General features: G+C 65.9%; 21 protein-coding genes and 1 tRNA gene. 8 read left to right on the top strand and 14 right to left on the bottom strand.

Features of this window, described 5'->3' with window-relative positions:
* Positions 1 to 192: 192 nt before the first annotated feature.
* Both ACQ3DC_RS16945 and ACQ3DC_RS16940 read left to right on the top strand, forming a co-directional pair.
* Positions 193 to 666 (top strand): Lrp/AsnC family transcriptional regulator, encoded by a 474-nt coding sequence (locus ACQ3DC_RS16945; RefSeq protein ID WP_157238619.1) that lies wholly within the window; start codon positions 193 to 195, stop codon positions 664 to 666.
* 161 nt (positions 667 to 827) lie between these two features.
* Positions 828 to 1,385 carry a hypothetical protein gene (locus ACQ3DC_RS16940; protein ID WP_197432392.1) on the top strand — a complete coding sequence of 186 codons (558 nt, stop codon included), beginning with the start codon at positions 828 to 830 and terminating at the stop codon, positions 1,383 to 1,385.
* Positions 1,386 to 1,506: 121 nt separating this feature from the next.
* Here the strand turns inward: ACQ3DC_RS16940 and ACQ3DC_RS16935 are convergent, their stop codons facing one another.
* Together ACQ3DC_RS16935 and ACQ3DC_RS16930 are read right to left on the bottom strand one after the other, a co-directional pair.
* On the bottom strand, positions 1,507 to 3,123 hold the full coding sequence (locus ACQ3DC_RS16935) for a solute symporter family protein (RefSeq protein WP_430752792.1): 1,617 nt from the start codon (positions 3,121 to 3,123) through the stop codon (positions 1,507 to 1,509).
* Positions 3,120 to 3,500 (bottom strand): DUF485 domain-containing protein, encoded by a 381-nt coding sequence (locus ACQ3DC_RS16930; protein WP_321215826.1) that lies wholly within the window; start codon positions 3,498 to 3,500, stop codon positions 3,120 to 3,122. The genes ACQ3DC_RS16935 and ACQ3DC_RS16930 overlap by 4 nt, the downstream gene beginning before the upstream one ends.
* 183 nt (positions 3,501 to 3,683) lie before the next feature.
* Here ACQ3DC_RS16930 and ACQ3DC_RS16925 point away from each other — a divergent pair, with 183 nt between their 5' ends.
* The 4 genes from ACQ3DC_RS16925 (at position 3,684) to ACQ3DC_RS16910 (ending at position 7,484) form a co-directional block, all read left to right on the top strand.
* Positions 3,684 to 4,880, top strand: a complete 1,197-nt coding sequence (locus tag ACQ3DC_RS16925; RefSeq protein ID WP_323057633.1) for a sensor histidine kinase — start codon at positions 3,684 to 3,686, stop codon at positions 4,878 to 4,880.
* A 66-nt stretch (positions 4,881 to 4,946) separates the two neighbouring features.
* On the top strand, positions 4,947 to 5,663 hold the full coding sequence (locus tag ACQ3DC_RS16920) for a LytR/AlgR family response regulator transcription factor (protein ID WP_157238623.1): 717 nt from the start codon (positions 4,947 to 4,949) through the stop codon (positions 5,661 to 5,663).
* Positions 5,660 to 6,010 carry a DUF485 domain-containing protein gene (locus tag ACQ3DC_RS16915; RefSeq protein WP_157238624.1) on the top strand — a complete coding sequence of 117 codons (351 nt, stop codon included), beginning with the start codon at positions 5,660 to 5,662 and terminating at the stop codon, positions 6,008 to 6,010. Before ACQ3DC_RS16920 ends, ACQ3DC_RS16915 begins: the two co-directional genes overlap by 4 nt.
* Before the next feature lie 7 nt (positions 6,011 to 6,017).
* Positions 6,018 to 7,484 (top strand): cation acetate symporter, encoded by a 1,467-nt coding sequence (locus ACQ3DC_RS16910; RefSeq protein WP_321215823.1) that lies wholly within the window; start codon positions 6,018 to 6,020, stop codon positions 7,482 to 7,484.
* Between the two features lie 34 nt (positions 7,485 to 7,518).
* Here ACQ3DC_RS16910 and ACQ3DC_RS16905 read toward each other — a convergent pair whose 3' ends face one another.
* The 6 genes from ACQ3DC_RS16905 to rpsB form a co-directional block, all read right to left on the bottom strand.
* Positions 7,519 to 8,103 (bottom strand): DivIVA domain-containing protein, encoded by a 585-nt coding sequence (locus ACQ3DC_RS16905; RefSeq protein ID WP_323057635.1) that lies wholly within the window; start codon positions 8,101 to 8,103, stop codon positions 7,519 to 7,521.
* Positions 8,104 to 8,192: 89 nt separating this feature from the next.
* Positions 8,193 to 9,116: a phosphatidate cytidylyltransferase gene (locus tag ACQ3DC_RS16900; RefSeq protein ID WP_430752791.1), complete on the bottom strand. Its 924-nt coding sequence runs from the start codon at positions 9,114 to 9,116 to the stop codon at positions 8,193 to 8,195.
* Positions 9,116 to 9,673: a ribosome recycling factor gene (gene frr, locus ACQ3DC_RS16895; protein WP_321215821.1), complete on the bottom strand. Its 558-nt coding sequence runs from the start codon at positions 9,671 to 9,673 to the stop codon at positions 9,116 to 9,118. Before frr ends, ACQ3DC_RS16900 begins: the two co-directional genes overlap by 1 nt.
* 129 nt (positions 9,674 to 9,802) lie before the next feature.
* Entirely contained in the window at positions 9,803 to 10,540 is a 738-nt protein-coding gene (pyrH, locus tag ACQ3DC_RS16890; protein WP_013600472.1) for a UMP kinase, read from the bottom strand.
* A 140-nt stretch (positions 10,541 to 10,680) separates the two neighbouring features.
* The gene (tsf, locus tag ACQ3DC_RS16885; protein ID WP_157238626.1) at positions 10,681 to 11,517 is read right to left on the bottom strand and encodes a translation elongation factor Ts; all 837 of its coding nucleotides are present in this window, start codon (positions 11,515 to 11,517) and stop codon (positions 10,681 to 10,683) included.
* A 129-nt stretch (positions 11,518 to 11,646) separates the two neighbouring features.
* Positions 11,647 to 12,540: a 30S ribosomal protein S2 gene (gene rpsB, locus ACQ3DC_RS16880; protein ID WP_157238627.1), complete on the bottom strand. Its 894-nt coding sequence runs from the start codon at positions 12,538 to 12,540 to the stop codon at positions 11,647 to 11,649.
* Between the two features lie 470 nt (positions 12,541 to 13,010).
* On the opposite strand from rpsB, the gene ACQ3DC_RS16875 reads away from it, so the two are divergent.
* Positions 13,011 to 13,580 carry a M23 family metallopeptidase gene (locus ACQ3DC_RS16875; RefSeq protein ID WP_430752790.1) on the top strand — a complete coding sequence of 190 codons (570 nt, stop codon included), beginning with the start codon at positions 13,011 to 13,013 and terminating at the stop codon, positions 13,578 to 13,580.
* Between the two features lie 36 nt (positions 13,581 to 13,616).
* Here the strand turns inward: ACQ3DC_RS16875 and ACQ3DC_RS16870 are convergent, their stop codons facing one another.
* The 6 genes from ACQ3DC_RS16870 to ACQ3DC_RS16845 form a co-directional block, all read right to left on the bottom strand.
* Positions 13,617 to 14,807, bottom strand: a complete 1,191-nt coding sequence (locus tag ACQ3DC_RS16870; protein ID WP_421092778.1) for an acyl-CoA dehydrogenase family protein — start codon at positions 14,805 to 14,807, stop codon at positions 13,617 to 13,619.
* Between the two features lie 145 nt (positions 14,808 to 14,952).
* A tRNA-Ile gene (locus ACQ3DC_RS16865) sits at positions 14,953 to 15,026 on the bottom strand.
* 76 nt (positions 15,027 to 15,102) lie between these two features.
* Entirely contained in the window at positions 15,103 to 16,299 is a 1,197-nt protein-coding gene (locus ACQ3DC_RS16860) for a glycosyltransferase (RefSeq protein WP_323057637.1), read from the bottom strand.
* Between the two features lie 165 nt (positions 16,300 to 16,464).
* Positions 16,465 to 17,373, bottom strand: a complete 909-nt coding sequence (locus tag ACQ3DC_RS16855; protein ID WP_157238629.1) for a DMT family transporter — start codon at positions 17,371 to 17,373, stop codon at positions 16,465 to 16,467.
* A complete protein-coding gene (locus ACQ3DC_RS16850; protein ID WP_321215816.1) occupies positions 17,373 to 17,996 on the bottom strand; it encodes a CDP-alcohol phosphatidyltransferase family protein in 624 nt (207 codons plus the stop codon). The genes ACQ3DC_RS16855 and ACQ3DC_RS16850 overlap by 1 nt, the downstream gene beginning before the upstream one ends.
* A 95-nt stretch (positions 17,997 to 18,091) precedes the next feature.
* A complete protein-coding gene (locus tag ACQ3DC_RS16845) occupies positions 18,092 to 18,943 on the bottom strand; it encodes a phage holin family protein (RefSeq protein WP_430752814.1) in 852 nt (283 codons plus the stop codon).
* Positions 18,944 to 19,113: 170 nt separating this feature from the next.
* Here ACQ3DC_RS16845 and ACQ3DC_RS16840 point away from each other — a divergent pair, with 170 nt between their 5' ends.
* Positions 19,114 to 20,343, top strand: coding sequence for a multidrug effflux MFS transporter (locus tag ACQ3DC_RS16840; protein ID WP_370460766.1), 1,230 nt, complete (start codon positions 19,114 to 19,116; stop codon positions 20,341 to 20,343).
* Positions 20,344 to 20,346 lie beyond the last annotated feature (3 nt).

The following is a 20,346-nucleotide window of genomic DNA, read 5'->3' as shown; positions in this document are numbered from 1 at the left end:
TAGCCCGCAATCTTCTCACGTGGTTGACCTGCGGTTTTGGGACTTGTGGTCCCGCTCGCCGCCGGCCGCCCGGGCGTCTTTGCCCCGGATATTGTGACCCTACTCACAATGCTCAGGAGGTACAACCACCGGCGCGATCATTGAGCAAAATGCTCTGCGGGGCGGCGCGGGACCGTGCTAACGTTGCGCATTATGCAAGCCCTGGATGGCACCGACACCCGCCTGCTCTCGGCCTTGGCCCAGGATCCCCGGAAGACGGTGGTGGCGCTGGCCCAGAAGCTTGGCCTGTCCCGCAATACCGTGCAGGCGCGCATGGCGCAGCTGGAAAAAAGGCACGTCTTCCTGTCCTTCGAGCGGCGGATAAACCCGGCCGCCCTGGGCTACCCGCTGATGGCTTTCATCTCCGTCCATGTCCAGCAGCAGCGGCTCGCCCAGCTGGCGAAGGAACTTGCAGCCATCCCCGAGATCCTTGAGGGCTACGGCCTGACGGGGTCGGCGGACCTGCTGCTCCGGGTCGTTGCACTGGACGCCGAGGACCTGTTCCGGATCAACGGGAAGATCCTGGCGTGCGCAGGCGTGGACAGGACTGACACGGCCCTGGCCATGGGCGAACTCATTCCCTTCCGCGTGCAGCCCCTGCTTGACCGTGGTTCAGAACGCGGCTAGCAGGCTGTCCCGAATCAACGGGAAGTACGACGGCGGGAGGCGGGCTGGAGTACGACGCCGGCGGCCCGCACTATAGGCTGGTGCCAGTTAATTGGCGGGGCCGGCACAGGATCCCCGCCACCGAGCGGTGCGCAGCACCACTTTTCCCGAAAGGCTCCATTTTGAGCACTCCTCAGGAACCGTACCAGCCGGGCGGCGCCGGCCTTGGGTCCCGGCAACTGCCGCAGCAGCCGCACTTCGGGCAGGACCCGGACGCCGCACCCTTCGGGCTCCCGGGACAGCCGCCGCCCAGGAACCGGCGGAAACTGTGGATCATTTTGGCCGGCGCCGGCGGCGTCCTGTTGCTGGTGGTCCTTGGGATCATCATCCTGGTCAACATAGCGGGCAGCGCCACCAACCAGGCTCGCGGCCTGGCGGACGGCTTCACAAAGCTGGTGATCGCCGGGGACAGCTCCAAAGCGTACGACGAGTACCTCGACCCGGCGCTGAAGGAGCAGCTGTCCAAGGAGGCGTTCATTTCCGGCATCAAAAGCCTGGAGATGGACGAATCCTGCAAACCGGCGTACAACGACCTTAAGGTCGGCACCGAGAACGGGACCAAGTCGGCAGACATCGTCGGACTCATCACCTGCGAGGGCAAAGAGGTGGACCTCGCCTACCGCTTTGAAGGAGCCGACGAGCTCAAGATGACCAACATCAAACTCAGGCCCGCAGGCTAGCGGCTTCGGCAGGAACGGAAGAGCCTCCGTACCGGGAATTAATGTTCCCGGTACGGAGGCTCTTCCGTTCGCTGCTTGTGCCCCACGCCGGCGGCTGATGAAGGCCGGCGGCTGGCGCAGGTCAGTGGCTGGTGGCCTTTTCGGCGCCCACCCCGGTGAGGGAGCGGACTTCCATTTCGGCCTGCTTCGCGGTGTCCTCGCGCTTTTTGTCGAGGACAGTGCCCAGCCAGCCCAGCAGGAACGCCAGCGGAATGGAGACGATGCCGGGGTTGCTCAGCGGGAAGAGCGCAAAGTTCGCGTCCTTGATCATCGACGTGGCCGCACCGGAGACCACCGGCGAGAAGATGATCAGGACGATCGCGGAGCCCAGGCCGCCGTACATGCTCCAGACCGCACCCTGGGTGGTGAACCTGCGCCAGAACAGGGAGTAGATGATCGTGGGCAGGTTGGCGGAGGCGGCGACGGCGAACGCGAGCGCCACGAGGAACGCCACGTTCTGTCCGTTGGCGAGGATGCCGCCCAGAATGGCAAGGACGCCGATGACCACGACGGTGCGCCGGGCCACCTTCACCTCAGTGTCGGCGTCGGCCTTGCCCTTGGAGATGACGCTGGCGTAGATGTCATGGGCAAAGGAAGCCGCAGCCGTGATGGTCAGGCCGGCAACGACGGCGAGGATGGTGGCGAACGCCACGGCCGAGATGAAGCCCAGCAGCAGCGGTCCGCCGAGATAGAAGGCCAGGAGCGGGGCGGCCGAGTTCACGCCGCCCGGTGCGGTCTTGATGGTATCGGCCCCCACCAGGGCGGCTGCACCGTAGCCCAGCACCAGGGTGAAGAGGTAGAAGAGGCCGATCAGCCAGATGGACCAGACCACGGACTTGCGGGCTTCCTTGGCCGTGGGGACCGTGTAGAAGCGCATGAGCACGTGCGGCAGGGCGGCCGTGCCCAGGACCAGGGCAAGTCCGAGTGACATGAAGTCGAGCTTCGAGGTTTCGGTCTTGCCGTACTGCAGGCCGGGGTTGAGGACGGCCGGGTTGTTGGCCGTCTCCACTGCGGCGCCCAGGAGGTTGGAGAGGTTGAAGCCGTAGATGGCCAGGACCCACAGTGTCATGACGGCGGCGCCCGCGATGAGCAGGATCGCCTTGATGATCTGCACCCAGGTGGTGCCCTTCATGCCGCCGATGAGGACGTACATGATCATGAGGGCGCCGACGACGATGATCACCAGGGACTGCCCGCCCCAGTCGCTGATGCCGAGCAGGAGCGAAATCAGGCTTCCGGCGCCTGCCATCTGGGCGAGGAGGTAGAAGAAGCAGACAGCGAGGGTGGAGATGGCGGCGGCGATGCGGACCGGCCGCTGCTTCAGCCGGAAGGACAGGACGTCGGCCATGGTGAACTTGCCGGTGTTGCGGAGGAGTTCGGCGACGAGCAGCAGGGCCACGAGCCAGGCCACGAGGAAGCCGATGGAGTACATGAAGCCGTCGTAGCCGTTGATGGCGATGGCGCCGGTAATACCCAGGAACGAGGCGGCCGAGAGGTAGTCTCCGGCGATGGCGGTTCCGTTTTGCGAGCCGGTGAAGGAACGTCCTGCCGCGTAGTAGTCCGCGGCGGTCTTGTTGTTCCGGCTGGCGCGGAAGACGATCACCATGGTCACGGCCACGAACAGCCCGAAAATCCCCATGTTCAGCAGCGTGGTGTCCTTGAGGGCGGCCACGTCCACCGCGGTGGCGATGCCGATCATTTGTTAACTCCGCTCACTCGGTTCCCGTGCTTGTCGAATTCGTGACCCTCAATCTCGTCCCGGATCTCCTTCGCGATGGGGTCCAGCCGCCGGTTGGAGTAGCTGACGTACCAGCCGGTGATGGCGAACGTTGACACGAACTGGAGCAGGCCAAGGATCAGGCCCACGTTGATGTTGCCCCAGACCTTGGTGGACATGAAGTCCACGGCGTAGTCGGCGAGCAGGACGTATGCGAAGTACCACAGCAGGAATGCGACTGCCATGGGAAAGACAAAGCTGCGGTGACGCTTGCGCAGTTCCTTGAACTGCTCCGTCGACTGGACCTGCTCGAAGTCCACGGACGCCGCTGCGTCCGGAGTGTGGGCATCGTTACCCATCGTTCCTCCTCGTTGAGACTTGCCTGGACACACCCAACGGCAGGCCCCGGAAACGGGGCACCGCAAATGTGACTGCAATCACTCTGCTGCGTGCGGGGTGCCACAATCCAGACTTAGCCCGCAGGCGGTCGCTCAACGGTTGGGATGCTGCGACAAACGGCACCCGCGGCTACGCTGGGCACCATGCCGGACTCCCCCCTCCTGACTGCCGCAGCCGTGGCCGTCATCGCCATGGCCATCGCCGTCGTCGTCGGCGTGGGACTCAAGGTGCTCCGGTCCTTCCGGGACCTGGGCACCGACGCCGAGCGCGCCACCTACCACACGCTGCACGCCGCCTCCCAGGCGGGCCAGCACCTCCGCCGCGGGCTCAACCCCGCGGGCGCAGCCAAGGCCGGCCGCCAGCTGCGTGCCCTGCTGGGTTGCGACGCACTGGCGATCATGGACACCTCCGGCGTGCTGGCATGGGACGGTGCCGGTGAAGACCTCAAACCGCGGCTGATGGACCTTGCCGCCGGTGTCCTGGCGAGCGGCCGGACGGCCGTGCTCCCGGCCGGGGACGCCGGCCCCGCCACGGACACCACCGGGGGCCCGCTCGCTGCCGTGATCGCGCCGGTGCGGGCCGGCTCCCGGGTGGTGGGCGCCGTCGCAGCGTTCGCCCCGACCGCCGGCGCGGGACTTGTCCGGGCCACCAGCGAAGTGGCGGACTGGGTGGCGGTACAGGTGGAGCTCGCGGAGCTGGACGCCTCACGCACCCAGCTGATGGAGGCCGAAGTGCGGGCGCTGCGGGCCCAGATCAGCCCCCACTTCATCTACAACTCGCTCAACGCCATCGCGTCCTTCATCAATACGGATCCCGCCCGGGCCCGGGAGCTCGTGGTGGAGTTCGCCGACTTCACCCGCTATTCCTTCCGGCGGCACGGGGACTTCACCACGCTCGCCGAGGAGCTGCGCTGCATCGACCGGTACCTGCTCCTGGAACGGGCGCGGTTCGGCGAGCGCGTCCAGGTGAGCCTTCGCGTGGCGCCGGAGGTACTCAGCACCGTCATCCCGTTCCTGAGCCTGCAGCCGCTGGTTGAGAACGCCGTCCGGCACGGGCTCGAAGCCAAGGAGGGGCCCGGGCACATCAGCATCACGGCCAACGACGCCGGTGCCTTCGCCGAGGTGACCATTGAGGACGACGGCGTGGGCATGGACCCTGCCCAGCTCCAGTCCATGCTGGCCGGCCACACCGACGGCGAGCATGTGGGCCTGCGGAACGTCGATGCCCGCCTCCGCCAGGTCTACGGCAACGACCACGGGCTGGTGATCGAGACCGCCCCCGGAGAAGGAACCCTGATCACCATGCGGGTACCCAAGTCGCAGCCGGGCCACGATGCGTGACCGGCCCCGGCCCGTGCCGGCCACCTCCGGCGCCAGCCGCAGGCTCCGGAAAGCTACCCTAGGAGCATGATTAACGTCCTCGTCGTTGATGATGAGCTGCCCGCCGTTGAGGAACTGGCGTTCCTGCTGGGCAGGGACGAACGCGTTGGAACGGTCCTCCGGGCCACCTCCGGCAGCGAAGCCCTCCACGCCCTCTCCTCCGCCTCAGTCGACGCCGTCTTCCTGGACATCCACATGCCTGCGATGTCCGGGCTGGATATTGCCCGCGCCATCGCAGGGAGCAGCCGGCCGCCCGCCGTCGTGTTCGTGACGGCGGACGAGGACCACGCGCTCGACGCTTTTGAACTCGCTGCGGTGGATTACCTGCTCAAGCCGGTGCGGGCCGAGCGCCTGGCCCGCTGCGTGGGGCGCATCAGTGAACTGCGCGACGGCGGCGCCGCCCCTGAGATGATCACGGTTGACCAGGGCGGGACCACGCGGATGATCAGGCGCGACGACGTCACCTACGTCCAGGCGCAGGGCGACTATGCGCGCCTCCACACCGCCGAGGCCAGCTACCTGATCAGGGTTCCGCTGGCCGACCTTGAGCAGCAGTGGGCGGACGCCGGATTCATCCGGACGCACCGCTCCTACCTGGTGGCCCTGAAGCACGTGACCTCGATGAAGCTCGCGGCCGACGGTCCCAGCGTCACGGTGGCGGGCGCGGGCCTGCCGATCAGCAGGCGCCACCTGCCCACGGTACGGGAGAAGCTCGAGGCCACCCGGATCAGGCCCAATACATGACCAGGGTGCGCGTAACGGCGCCGCGGACTGCGGTGCGGCCGGCCAAGGAGACGCGGGAAGCCGCCCAGGACTCCGAAGTCGGACAGGTTTTTGTCAGGTCCCTGATCCGGTCCCAGCTGCGGCTGGCCTTGGTGGTGGCCGGAGGCTTCCTGGTGATCCTTGCCGCCTTCCCCCTGCTGCTCACTGCCGTCCCCGGGCTGGCCGAAACCCCGGTGGCCGGCATTCCGTTCGCCTGGCTCCTGCTGGGGGCCGGGATCTACCCGGTGATCGGGCTCAGCGCCTGGCTGTACATCCGGACGGCGGCGCGCAACGAGGCACGGTACCGGGACCTGGCCGAGGACCAGTGAGGGAACCGTGAACCCCGGCATCGCAATAGCTGCCCTGGTGGGTGTCTCCCTGGCCACCGCCGTCATCGGCTTCTACGGCCTGCGCATATCGCGGACCACGGGTGATTTCTACGTCGCCTCCCGCACGGTCCGGCCATGGTGGAACGCGTCCGCGATCGGCGGCGAATATCTGTCCGCTGCCAGCTTCCTGGGTGTCGCCGGGCTCATCCTGCTGTCCGGAACGGACGCGCTGTGGTTCCCTGTCGGGTACACGGCAGGGTACCTGATGCTGCTGCTCTTCGTGGCGGCGCCGCTGAGGCGGTCCGGCGCCTACACCATCCCCGACTTTACCGAGGCCAGGCTTGACTCCAGGCCGGTGCGGCAAGTCACCAGCCTGGTGGTGGTGCTGGTGGGCTGGCTGTACATCGTGCCCCAGCTCCACGGCGCCGCCCTCACCATCCGCATCACCACCGGGCTGCCGTCCTGGGTGGGGTCCGTTGCGGTGGTGATCGTGGTATGCCTCACCGTGGTGGCAGGCGGCATGCGCTCCATTACGTTCGTCCAGGCGTTCCAGTACTGGCTGAAGCTCACCGCGCTGGCCGTTCCCATCCTGTTCATCATCTTCGTGCTCGCGGACACCGGGGCGCCTGCCCTGGCTGCGCCTGCGGTCAATCCCACCGGCGTGGCTCCTGCCGGGCTCTACCAGAACGTGTCGTTGCTGGTGGCCCTCCTCTTTGGAACCCTGGGCCTGCCGCATGTGCTGGTGCGCTTCTACACCAACCCCGACGGCCAGTCCGCCCGCCGCACCACGCTGATCGTCCTGGGCCTGCTGTCCGTGTTCTACCTGTTTCCCACCGCCTACGGGCTCGTGGGGCGGATGTTCGCTCCCGGCCTGGCGCGCGCCGGCCAGGCGGACGCCATGGTGCTGCTGCTGCCGGGAGAACTCGTGGGCGGGACGGCGGGCGACCTGCTGTCCGCGCTGGTGGTGGCGGGGGCCTTCGCGGCCTTCCTTTCCACCACCTCGGGGCTGGTGGTTTCCCTGGCCGGCGTCATCAGCCAGGACGTCCTGGGCGCAGGCGTCGGCAGCTTCCGGCTCGCAGCCGTCATTTCGGCCGTTGTTCCCCTGGGCTTTGCGTTCATGACCGACTCCTCCGCCCTGGCAGGGAGCGTGGGGCTGGTCTTCGCCTTTACCGCCTCAACGGTATGCCCGGTGCTGCTGCTGGGGATCTGGTGGCGGGGACTTACCGACGCCGGTGCCATCGCCGGCATGCTGACCGGCGGAGTCCTGTGCGGCGGGGCAATGGTCATCGGCGCCCTGGCCGGGGCAGCCAACACGCCCGGCTGGCTCGCCCAGCCGGCAGCGTGGACTGTTCCCGCGGCCTTCGCCGTGATGGTCATCGTGTCCCGCGCAACGGTGCAGCGGATCCCGGGAACCATGGCCCGGGTGATGACCCGGCTGCACACCCCGGAGCGCCCGCTCGCCACCGAGCGCTGAGCTCCCCTGCAGGCCGGCGGCTGGCCGGTGCGGCTCAGTCGATGGCAGCCATCAGCTCCACGACGCGGTCCAGGAACGCGTCCACCTGCGATTCCTCGTACCCGTCCCTGCCCACGGCCGGGCGGAATACTGCCCGGCGCACGCTGTCCACGCTGAGGGGCTTGTCCTGCTCAAGGTAGGCAATCAGCTCGCGGCACAGCCGGTCGACGTCGGCCGTGTTGTAGCTTCGTGCTTTCTTCTTGGCGGGGCGGCGGAAGCGGTCGCCGTCGGGGCGGTGCAGCCGGCCGCGGAGGATGCCGGAAAGGTTTCCGATCTCGCGCAGCCAGGCCTCTTCGCCGCGGGCTGCGATCAGCTCGTCCCGCTCCCGGCGGGCGAAGGCGTCCTCGAGCCGGTCCAGCGCGGCATCCACCACCGCGGCCGAATACCCGCCTTTGACGGGATCGAAGGAGACAGCCCTGACGTCTGAACTGTTGATGGGCTGGGCCGCTGATTCCGGGGTCTCCAATGATACCCGGGCACGCTGCAGGAACTGGTCCACCTGTTTGGCGTTGTAGCCATACTCACCGCGCTTCACGCGTTCAAAGGATGCAGGGATCTGCCGATGAATGTCCAATGCCACTTTTGCTTCCTTCAATGCTCTTCAGCCGTAGTACTTCCGCACCAGCTTATTTGTGCCGGGGGTGATCTGCCGTTCCGGCGGTGTTTGTGTCAGGCACCGGCCACCAGCCCGTAGAGGATGAACGCTGCCGGCGACGCAAAGACGATCGAGTCCAGCCTGTCCATGACTCCCCCGTGTCCGGGCAGGATGCTGCTCATGTCCTTGATGCCCAGTTCGCGCTTGACCATCGATTCAGCGAGGTCTCCGGCGGTGGAAGCGGCAACCAGGCCAACCGCCAGGACGATGCCCACCCACCAGGGTTTGTCGAGGACAAACAGGCAGGCAAGGGTGCCGATGAGCATGGCCCCGCCGATGGACCCGGCGAATCCTTCCCAGGACTTCTTGGGGCTGATTTTGGGCGCCATGGGGTGCTTGCCCAGCGACGCCCCCACCAGGTAGCCGAAGGTGTCGTTGGAAACCACCAGCAGGAGCATCACTGCCACCTGCCAGGCGCCCTGGGGGATCGTCCCGCCCGGCCACAGCCCCAGCGGGGTGGCACCGCCGGCGGCGTGCAGCGGCAGCACGGCGAAGCTGATGAAGAACGGCACCCAGCCCAGTGTGAAGACGCCCGCGAAGATGCTGTTGGCCGAGCCCGCGGCGCTTTCGACGGATCGCCAGAGCAGCACTGCCACAGAGCTCAGCAGCATGGCGAACAGGAGGCTTTCTATGCCCCCGAGGTAGGCGGCAAAAGGCATGGCCACCGTACCGGTCATGACCGGCACGATGGGCATCCTGGTCCCGTTTGCCTCCAGGGCGCGGTAGATTTCCCAGACGCCGAAGATAGCGAAGGTGGTGGTTACCGCAACGAAGCCGAGCGGGAGCAGCAACAGGCCACCCAGCACGGCAAACAACATGGCCAGACCCACCACGACGGCGGCCGGAAGGTTACGTCCGGCCTTTGGCGTCGGGTTGCTCCTAGGCTGCTTCCCCCGTATGCGCGCCCTGGCTGCCGGGGCCTGATCTGCCTGGCCCATCAGACTTCGAGCAGCTCTGCTTCCTTGCGCTTGAGCAGCTCATCGATGCCGTCGACGTGGGCTTTGGTGAGGCTGTCCAGCTCCCTCTCGGCGCGGGTGCCCTCGTCCTCCCCTGCCTCGCCGTCCTTGACCAGCCTGTCCAGGGTTTCCTTGGCCTTGCGGCGGATGTTGCGGATGGACACCTTGGCGTCCTCGCCCTTGGTCTTGACGATCTTGACGTATTCCTTGCGGCGTTCCTTGGTCAGCTCCGGGATGGTGATCCGGATGACGTTGCCGTCGTTGGAGGGGTTGGCGCCCACCTCGGAATCGCTGAGGGCACGCTCGATATCGCGCAGGGCCGTCTTGTCAAAGGGGGTGATGAGGATGGTGCGGGCGTCCGGGATGGCGAACGAGGCAAGCTGCTGCAGCGGCGTGGGCGAGCCGTAGTACTCCACCAGCACCTTGTTGTACAGGCCCGGGTTGGCGCGGCCGGTGCGGACGGAAGCGAAGTCTTCCTTGGCTACCTCTACTGCCTTGTCCATCTTCTCTTCGGCTTCGAGCAAGGTTTCTTCGATCACGGTCTCTCCTGAAGGTCCTGGTGCAGGCCGGGTGGCCGGGTCGCTGCACACAACGTGGTTCTCTGTTGCTGGTCCGTCCGTGCCCCTAAGGGCACGGACGGAACTGTCCTGAAAACATCCTAGCCGCAGCTAGGCGGTCACCAGGGTGCCCAGCTTTTCGCCGAGGATGGCGCGGGTGACGTTGCCTTCGCCTTCCATCCCAAAGACCACCATGGAAAGGTTGTTGTCCTTGCACATGGTCATGGCCGTTTGGTCCATGACCCGGATGTCCCGGCGGAGCGCATCGTCGTAGCTGAGGGTTTCCAGCCGCTCTGCCGTGGGGTCCTTCTTGGGGTCGGCGGTGTAGACGGCGTCCACACCGCTCTTGGCCATCAGGACGACGTCGGCGTGGACCTCGAGGGCCCGCTGCGCCGCGACGGTGTCGGTGGAGAAGTACGGCAGCCCGGCGCCGGCACCGAAAATGACCACGCGGCCCTTTTCCATGTGGCGGATGGCGCGGCGGGGAATGTAGGCCTCGGCGACCTGGCCCATGGTGATGGCGCTCTGGACGCGGGTTTCGACGCCGGCCTGTTCCAGGAAGTCCTGGAGGGCAAGGCAGTTCATCACGGTGCCGAGCATGCCCATGTAGTCGGCGCGGGAGCGGTCCATGCCGCTCTGGGAAAGTTCGGCGCCGCGGAAGAAGTTGCCGCCGCCCACGACGATGGCCACCTCCACCTGGGGCACGGCTGCGGCGATCTGCTTTGCGACGTCGCGGACGGTCTCCGGGTCAACGCCCAGCTTCCCGCCGCCAAAGACCTCGCCGGAGAGCTTCAGGAGGACCCGGCGTCGACTTTTCTCTGGCTGGATTACAGTGTTGACGGCTTCCATGATGCCTTCCCGTTGGTGAACTCTAAAAAGGTTATCCTGCTGCGCGGCCAAAGGTCCCATGCGGGCCTGTCCCGGACGGTGCCTTCCCCGCGCATGCAAAAGGGGCGGCCACCGAAGTGGCCACCCCCTTGCAGCTTCGGCTAGGAGCCGACGCGGAAACGCGTGAACGCGGTTCCCTTGACACCGGCCTCAGCGAGGACCTGTGCCACGGACTTCTTGGCGTCCTTGGCGAATGCCTGGTCAACCAGGACCTCACCCTTGTAGAAGCCGGTAACGCGGCCTTCCACGATCTTGGTGAGGGCGGCTTCGGGCTTGCCCTCGGCCTTGGCGGTTTCTTCGGCGATGCGGCGCTCGGACTCCACCAGGTCGGACGGAACGTCCTCGCGGGTCAGGTAGTTCGGGGCCATGGCAGCAATGTGGACTGCGACATCGTGGGCTGCGGTGGCAGCAGCTTCGCCTTCACCGTCAACAGCGAACAGCACGCCGACCTGGGCCGGCAGGTCCTTGGAGGTCTTGTGCAGGTAAGCGTCGACCGTTGCACCCTCGATGCGGGAGATGCGGCGGACAACAACCTTTTCGCCCAGGACGGCGCCTTCTTCGACGACGACCTCGGAGAGGGGCTTGCCGTCAACATCAGCGGCGAGCAGGGTCTCGAGGTCGGCAGCGCCGGACTCGACGGCAACAGCCAGGACCTTGTCCGCCAGCTGGATGAACTTGTCAGCCTTGGCAACGAAGTCGGTCTCGCAGTTGACCTCGATCATGACGCCGACGCCGTTGCTGACCTTTGCGGCCACCAGGCCTTCAGCGGTGGAGCGGCCTTCGCGCTTGGTGGCGCCCTTCAGGCCCTTGATGCGGATGATCTCGATGGCCTTCTCGGCGTCGCCGTTGGCCTCGTCAAGAGCCTTCTTGACGTCCATCATGCCGGCGCCGGTGCGCTCGCGCAGGGCCTTGATGTCCGCGGCAGTGTAGTTCGCCATGTGAACCCCTCTGTCTAGAAATTTGTTGTGGTGTACGGACCGACAGGACGGCAGCCCGTGGCGGGCCGCCATCCTGTCAGCAGCTCCGGCTGCCGCAGGACGGCGCCGGAAAATCCGGATCTACTTGTGTTACTTGGCTTCTTCGGAAGGAGCCGCAGCTTCCTCCGCCGGAGCAGCAGCTTCAGCGGCAGCGGGTGCGGCAGCTTCAGCGGCGGCGGGTGCGGCAGCTTCTTCTGCCGGAGCTGCAGCTTCGGCCTTGCTGCCTTCGAGGAGCTCGCGCTCCCACTCGGCCAGCGGCTCTTCCGGAGCTTCAGTAGCGCCCGTGCCACGGCTGTTGCGCGCGATGAGGCCTTCGGCAACGGCGTCTGCAACAACGCGGGTGAGGAGGTTGACGGAGCGGATGGCGTCGTCGTTGCCCGGGATCGGGAAGTCGACCTCGTCCGGATCGCAGTTGGTGTCCAGGATGGCAACAACCGGGATGTTCAGCTTCTTGGCCTCGTCGACGGCGAGGTGTTCCTTCTTGGTGTCCACGATCCAGAGCACGGACGGTGCCTTGGTCAGGTTGCGGATACCGCCGAGGTTGGACTCCAGCTTGGTGAGTTCGCGCTTCAGGAGCAGCAGCTCCTTCTTGGTGTACGCGGAACCGGCGACGTCGTCGAAGTCGATCTCTTCGAGTTCCTTCATGCGCTGGATGCGCTTGGCGACCGTCTGGAAGTTGGTCAGCATGCCGCCGAGCCAGCGCTGGTTGACGTAGGGCTGGCCAACGCGGGTTGCCTGCTCGGCAATCGCTTCCTGGGCCTGCTTCTTGGTGCCGACGAAGAGGACGGTGCCGCCGTGGGCAACGGTGGCCTTCACGAACTCGTAGGCGCGGTCGATGTAGGACAGCGACTGCTGAAGGTCGATGATGTAGATGCCGTTGCGCTCGGTGAAGATGAAGCGCTTCATCTTCGGGTTCCAACGGCGGGTCTGGTGTCCAAAGTGGACGCCGCTGTCAAGCAGCTGGCGCATGGTTACGACGGGCATTCCGACGCTCCTTATTTTCCGGCAGGTCATTCATGAGAAAACCCGGAGGCTTCTTACCCTGCCAATAGTTGACGGTTGATTAGCGTGGCCCGGACGGGCCGTGCTCCTGGCATCCATCAGGCTCCCCATCGGGACCGGAGTCCCGACCGCAAGAGGCCTGATCCTCCGCCAGCTTGGCCTGGGCGTTGCTGATGGAGGGCTGGATGCGCGTAGTCAGCTGCCGCTCCCCCACACTCCTGAATGAGATGTGCCGACGCCGCCCGGACAGGAACATATACCGTTGGAAGAACCACTGGATAGCCGCTGGACGGAAGGCGTTGAGGGCGCAGCAAACTGCTCCATCAAGTGTACTACAGGCACCCTCGGCCAGAGGACACTGACGAGGACAGGAACGGCGCCGGCCCGCGCCTTATCCACATAGCCGCACCCGCCACTCGCCGCACGATTCAGGGCCGGCGCACGCTGGTGGCATGAGACCACCATTGCTGCTCGCGGCGTTCCTCCTGGTGCCCGCCTCGCTGTCCCCGGCCGGGGAGCCACTCGCCGCGGCGCCGGCCTACGTTGAACCCCCGGTAGCCATGGTGAAGGCGGCTCCGGACCCCACCGCCGGCCTGGCCACACCCTCCTGGCAATGGCCCCTCAGCCCCCGCCCCCTGGTGTTGCGGGATTTTGACCCGCCCCCGAAGCCCTGGCTCAGCGGCCACCGGGGCGTGGACCTGGGAGCAGCGTCCGACGGCGCACACGTCACGTCGCCGGCCGCGGGCTCCGTCAGCTTCGTGGGAGTGGTGGTGGACCGCCCGGTAATCACCATCGACCATGGCAACGGGCTGCGGAGCAGCTTTGAGCCGGTTGCTAGCACCTTGGCGCCAGGCAGCGCGGTTGCAGCCGGGCAGCCTGTCGGCACGGTACTTCCGGGGCATTGCCCGGCAGCGCCCTGCCTGCACTGGGGTGTGCGGCGCGGGGACGACTACGTCAATCCGCTGCAGTTCGTCATGGATCTGCGGCCGTCCATCCTCCTGCCGCTCGAAGCGCCGCCCTGATGCCCGGCCCGGGGGCGCCGCGGCAGGCCGGCAAGGCTAGACGATCGCGGAGATGCCGGTGATGGCGCGGCCGGTGACCAGGGTGTTGATCTCGTGGGTGCCTTCATAGGAGTAAATGGCTTCAGCGTCGGCGAAGATCTTGGCCATCTCGAAGTCCGTCACAATGCCGTTGCCGCCCAGGATGCTCCGGCCGATCGCCACGCTCTCGCGCATCCTCGCCGTGGTGAAGGCCTTGGCGAGGGCGGACTGCTCGTCGCGCGCCTGACCTGCGTCCTCCAGCTGCGAGAGCCGGACCATCATGCCCATGGAGCTGACGGCATTGCCCAGGATCTGCACCAGCTGGCTTTGGACCAGCTGGAAGGATGCGAGCGGCCGGCCGAACTGGTGGCGTTCAACGGCGTAGCGCCGGGCCACATCGAAGGCGGCCAGCTGCTGGCCCACGGCCTGCCAGGCGACGCCCAGCCGGGTGACCTTCAGGACCTTGTTGACATCGCGGAAGCTGTTGGCGTGTGCCAGCTTGAAGAAGTCCGGGACCAGCACGTTGTCCAGGGTGATGTCGGCGTTTTGGACAGTCCGCAGTGCGATCTTGTTCTCGATCTTGGTGGCGCTGAAGCCCTCCAGCGTGGTGTCCACGAGAAAGCCCTTGACCTGGTTGTCGTCCACATCCCTGGCGTAGATGACCACCCAGTCGGAGAACGTTGCGTTGCCGATCCAGCGCTTTGCTCCGTTGAGGATCCAGCTGCCACCCTCCCGGCGGGCGGTGGTGCGGGTGCCGCCGGCAACGTCGCTGCCGCCCAGCGGTTCCGTCAGCCCGAAGGCGCCGATCTTCTTCAGGGCGTAAATGTCAGGAAGCCAGGCGTCCTTTTGTTCCTGGGATGCAAGGGCTTCGATGGAGCCGGTGAACAGGCCGTCGTGGACGCCCATGAAGGTGGAGATGGAGGCGTCGGCCCGGGTCACCTCTGCGTGGACCAGGCCCGCGAAGAGGTTGGAATAGCCCTGCCGGCGTACCGGGCTGACCAGGTCGATGTTGGCCAGCTTGGGGATGAGGTCCATCGGGAATTCGCCACGGTTCCAGAAGTCCACGGCGATGGGCTTGACCTCCCGCGCCAGGAACTCCCTGACCTCTGCCAGCCGGTCCTGTTCCTTTCCGTTGAGCAGCTGCTCGAAGGCGAAGAAGTCGCCGTCAGCGTAGGGAAGGTCATTGAGGCCTGCAGCGGCTGTTGACATGGTTACCTCACAAGTGATCAGCGGTGACCCGTGCTCCGTGGAAGAAGTCCGGTAAGTTACTGATGAGTAACATACCGCACATTGTGGCCTTAAAGGAAGAAAACCGCGGCCGACGATGGTCGTCGGCCGCGGTTTTCCGCAGATGTAGGGCTACTCGGACTTGAACCGAGGACCTTAGGATTATGAGTCCCGCGCTCTAACCAGCTGAGCTATAGCCCCGAATCCCCGCGGCGGCCCGCCTCAAACCGAGGCGTACCTGCAGGGCAAAAACACTCTAGCAAACCCGGGAAAGCGTTCAGACCACTTTGTCCTCGAAGGCCGCACCCCGGTAAAGGTCCTCAAAGGTTTGCAGCGTTCCCTGGATGCTGTGCGGCTCCACCATCTGCCGGCTGGCATGGCCCATGGCAGCGCGCTCAGCGGCCGGCAGCTCCAGGATCCGCGTGATCTTCTTGGCGAGGTCGTCGCTGTCGTTGGGGGTAAAGAGGTACCCGTTCTCGCCGTCACGCACCAGATGCGGCAGCGCCATGGCATCCGCCAACACCACCGGGGTGGAAGCAGACATCGCCTCCAGCGTCACCAGCGACTGCAGCTCGGCAGTTCCCGGCATGCAGAAGAGGTCCGCCTGGATATAGGCCTTCCGCAGCTCCTCGTCGGTGGCGAGCCCGAGGAACTTTACCCGGTCCCGCAGCCCGAGCCGATCGACGAGCTCCTCCAGGGCGGAGCGCACCTCGCCGCCGCCAACAACCTCCAGGTGCACGTTCAGTTCCGGCGGGGTCTTGCTGATGGCCTCGATCAGCACGTCCACGTGCTTCTCCTCGGCCAGCCGGCCGGCGAACATCACCGTTGGGTACGGGTGGGGATCGATCTGCTCCCCCGGCTGCAGTTCGTAGGCTGCGGAGTCGATGCCGTTGGACAGCGGCAACACCTTGCGCAGGAAGGCGTGCTGGTGCATGGCCTTTGCCGCCAGCGGGGTGGGCGTGGTGACTACGTCCGCCTTACCCATGACCTTCCCCATGTCCTTCCACGAGATACGGCCGATGATGTCCTTGAACCACTGCGGAAACGGCAGGAACGGGTTGAGGTTTTCCGGCATGAAGTGGTTGGTGGCAACGATCCGCACACCGCGCTTCACGGCCTCGTACAGGACATGCTCGCCGATCATGTAGTGGCTCTGGATGTGCACCACGTCCGGCTGCACGCGGTCGAAAAGAAGGCTGATTTCCTTCTTGATTTCCCAGGGGAGGCAGATCCGGAAGTATTCGTGTGTGGGAACCCCATGGGAACGGAGCCTGTGGACCGTTCCTTCCGGGCGGAACTCGGTGAAGCTCTTTCCGTTGTCCGCGCGGCAGGCCAGGACGTGCACGTCGTGTCCCCGGCCGGTCATTCCCTTGGCCAGGCGGTAGCCGAACTGGGCTGCTCCGTTGATATGGGGCGGATACGTGTCCGCGGCAATCAGTATGGTCAGGGGACGCTGGTCGGCGGGCGTGGTCACGTGGAGAGCTCCTGATGGTCACGGTGCGGACAGCATGAACTGGCAGCACGGCTGGCCGATGCACATGGTGCCTGGCCTCGTGGTGAATTTGGGTTGACGGGATCTGGATCTGGGGTGGAAATCTGCTGGACAGTATTTGCTGGACAAGATGTGTTGGACAGCCGGCTAACGCACCGCCCGGCCCACGGCTTTCCGCGCGTCCTTCTTGCGCTTCGTGACCTCGGGGTGGTGCCTGGAAAGGGCGATCACCCCAACGATAGCAAGGGAGGCCGCGGTTCCCATCGCAATGGCCATCACGGCGTGGACATCCGGGCGCAGTTCACCGAGGATCACAATGCCGATCGCGATGCCCACCAGGGGGTCAATCACCGTGAGTCCGGCGATCACGAGGTCCGGCGGGCCGGAGGAATAGGCGTTTTGGACAAACCAGGACCCCAGCCCGCCGGCGGCGATTAGGGCCACCACGGAGTACCACTGAACGTTCAGCAGGAACAGCCCGTTCGGGTCGAGCAGATGCTTGCCGATGATCCGGGTGAGGACGGCTACGAAGCCAAAGAGCACCCCGGCGCCCAGGATGTAGACGAAGGCATTGATCCGGTGTTTGAACATGACGGCGAGCGTGCCGAAAACTCCAACGGCGAGGGCAAGCAGCAGCACGATCGTGAGCTCGTCCTCCACGCTCACGTGGTGGTTTTCCTGGGTGACGTTGACCGCCAGGAGGACAAAGAGCGCGGAGCCCGTCACGCAGGCGGCGATGGCCACTACCGTTGCCCGGTTGATGGTGAGGTCCTGGTCCCGTGCATTGATGATGGTGGTGATCACCAGGGCGATGGCGCCGATGGGCTGGACGACCGTGAGCGGGGCGGATACGAGTGCCACGGCATTCATGGCCATGCCGGCGCACAGCAGCAGGAGGCCGAACACCCAGCGGGGATTCCGAAGCAGTCGCAGGAAGCCGTTGGAGCTCAGGGCAAGGCCGCCGGTGTCCGCCTTGACGGCGCTTCCCTGGCGCTGTGCGCCGAGGGCCAGGCAGAAGGCGCCCAGCAGCGCAAGCACCACCGCCATCCACACCATCAGGTGGTCCCGTCGTCGTGTTGTGCCTGCATTCTGCCCTTTCGCAGGATGGCCCAGAAATAGTTGTAGGCGGCAATCCAGTGGCCAACCAGGCCAAGCCCGAGCACTATCCAGGCGGCGACGAACAGCTCGCCGGAGAATCCCGTATCCAGCCGTGAAAGGACCAGCATCGGCGTCCCGAGCAGCAGCAGGCCGGTGCGCACCTTGCCCACCACGCTGACGGGGAGGTCCGGGTGCCCCCGGAAGAAGGACAGCGTCAGGGCGAGCAGGACGGCGTCCGGGACTACCAGCGCGGCCAGGTACAGCCAGTGGACGACGCCGGCGATCACCAGCGTGACAGCCACGGCGATCAGGGCGAGGCGGTCGGCGATGGGGTCCAGGACCCGGCCGAGCTTGGAGGTCTGGTCGAAGCGGCGGGCGATGTAGCCGTCAATCCAGTCCGTGCCGGCCATCACCGCCAGGACCACTACGCCGGCACCGTATTCCTTCTGCGCCAGGACAAGCCAGATGAAGAGCGGGACGCCCATGAAGCGCACCACGGTGAGCAGGTTGGGAATGGTGAACACCCGGTCATGGTCCACCTGGGGGCGTCCGGGACGGGAGCCGGCACCAATGAACTTCACCCCGTGCCCCTTTCCTTCCTGCCGCCCCCTGCGAGCGCCTTGCCGTTCCAGCGATGGACCTTCTGCGGGTTACCGGGACGGGCCCGCCACCTGCCCTAGTACGTTCGCAGGAGCTTCCGGACCAGCACCAGGAAGACAGTCCCCGCGGCGATGAAGGCCGCCAGCGGCTTCCAGCGCTTGTCAAGGTCGGCGGACCCGGACAGGGCGGCGAACTTCCGCCCTGCAACATCCCGGCCGTGGCCGGCCAAGGCCTGCCCTTCGCGCAGCTTGTCCTGGGCGGAGGCCAGCAGGTACCGGGCTTGGGTCTTGACATCCAGTTCAGTGCCGAGTTCGTCGCGCACTTCGGTGAGGTGGTGGCGGCGCTGGTTAAGGCGGCGGGCCAGCTCCGGCTCGGATGCGTGCGGGAATTCCTTGTCGTGCTCAGCCGCTTTGGCCGCTTTCTCGGCCTTGGCCTTTGCCGCGGCTTCATCCTTCGCGGCTTTGGCGGCCTTGCCTTCCGGACTCTGCGGATCCAGGACTGCGGCGTTGAAGGCGGAACCTTCCTTGGCCACACCGATATCGTGCTTGACGCCGCGGATGGTCTCCTCCGGGAGGAGCGGCATGGCCTTCTTGAATTTCCTTGCACCGATCAGGCCGCCGATAAGTGCTATCAGCAGGAAGGCCGCCGACACCAGGAGCGCGGCCAGCCAGGCGGGCATGATGGTTGCCAGGCCCATGATGGCCGCAACGATAAGGCCCACCACCAGGAACAAAAGGAAGACGAGGGCTACGGCGAAGAACGCAGCGGCTACTCCGACCTGGATTCCCTTGCGCTTGAGCTCGATCTTCGCGAAGGCGATTTCGTCATTGAGCTGGCGCGGCGCCAACCGGAAAAGGAGTTTTAGCGTCCCTGGGAGCGCTGTGATGCGCAATCCCTGGCTGGTACGCCCGCTGTGACGTCCGCTCATCGGTTCCGCCTTACTGGTCATGGGTCGAATCGGCTTCCGTGTGCTGCGGGAAAGTGCAGCCGCACAGTCCCCGCACCAAAACTATCATTCAGGTTAAGGACGAACTTCGGGGCTTGCCGGGCGGCACCTCCTACAACGCTGCAAAGTTGGCCGCTGCGGGCCTAGGATTGATCTCCGTGACCATCCCCAGCAATCCGGGCGATCTGTTGAGCCGCCGCCGGAAACTCCTGTACATCCTCCTCCTCGGTGCCCTGACCGCCCTGGGTCCGTTCACGATCGACCTTTACCTTCCTGCGTTCCCCGCCCTGGAGGCGAGCCTGGGAGTGAGCGAGGCACAGGTCCAGCTGACCCTGGCGGGAACCACCGTGGGCTTTGCGATCGGACAGCTCGTGGTGGGCCCGTTCAGCGACAAGTTCGGCCGCCGGACGCCCCTCATCCTGGCCACGGCGCTGCACATCGCGGCGTCCCTGGGGGCTGCCCTCTCCACGGACATCACTGCCCTGGGCATATTCCGCGTCCTGATGGGCGTGGGTGCTGCCGGCGGCGGTGTCGTGGCCATGGCGATGGTCCGGGACCTTTTCTCCGGCTACGCGATGGTGAAGATGTTTTCCCGCATGTCCCTGGTCAACGGCCTGGCGCCGATCCTGGCCCCCGTGATCGGCTCACAGCTGCTCCTGGTAATGGCATGGCCCGGGATCTTCGTGTTCCTTGCCGCCTACGGCACGCTGGTGATCATCGCCTCGCTGTTCCTGGTGCGGGAGACCCTTCCCCCGGAAAATCGCCGGCATGGCGGCATGACGGTCCGCCAGCGTTACCGGATCCTTTTCGGCGACCGCGTGTTTGTCGGCCTGCTGCTGGTGGCCGGCCTGAATTTCGGCGGCCTGTTCACGTACCTTTCAGCCTCGCCGTTCCTGTTCCAGGACATCTTCGGCTTCTCGCCCCAGGAGTACGGCCTGCTCTTTGGCATCAACTCGCTGGGCATTGTTGCCGGCATCCAAACGAGTTCCCGCCTCATTCGTCGGGTGCCGCCGCAGTGGATCCTTGCCGGCGCCACAGCCTGGATGTTCCTGATGGCCATGCTGATCGTGGTGTTCGACCAGCTGGGGTTTGGCCTGTGGGGAGTCATGGTTCCGCTGTGGTTCTACATCATGGGTACGGGCTTCATGTTCCCCTGCGTCCAGGTGCTCGCCCTGGCCGGCCATGCTGCCCAGGCGGGTACTGCAGCCTCCCTGCTGGGCTTCTCGACCTTTATGATGGCCGGCCTCATCTCCCCCGTGGTTGGCTGGCTGGGCATCACCAGCGCTGCTCCCATGGGAGCGGTGCAGGCAGTGTGCATCCTGCTGGCCATCGCGGCGCTCTGGCTGGTAGTCCGGCCGCGCACCGTCCCATCGATCCACTGACGC

Origin of the sequence: Paenarthrobacter sp. NEAU-H11, assembly GCF_050573415.1 — a bacterium.
Taxonomy (GTDB): domain Bacteria; phylum Actinomycetota; class Actinomycetes; order Actinomycetales; family Micrococcaceae; genus Arthrobacter.
Note: the sequence above shows the minus strand (reverse complement) of the source record. Positions and strands in the feature narration are given on the sequence as shown.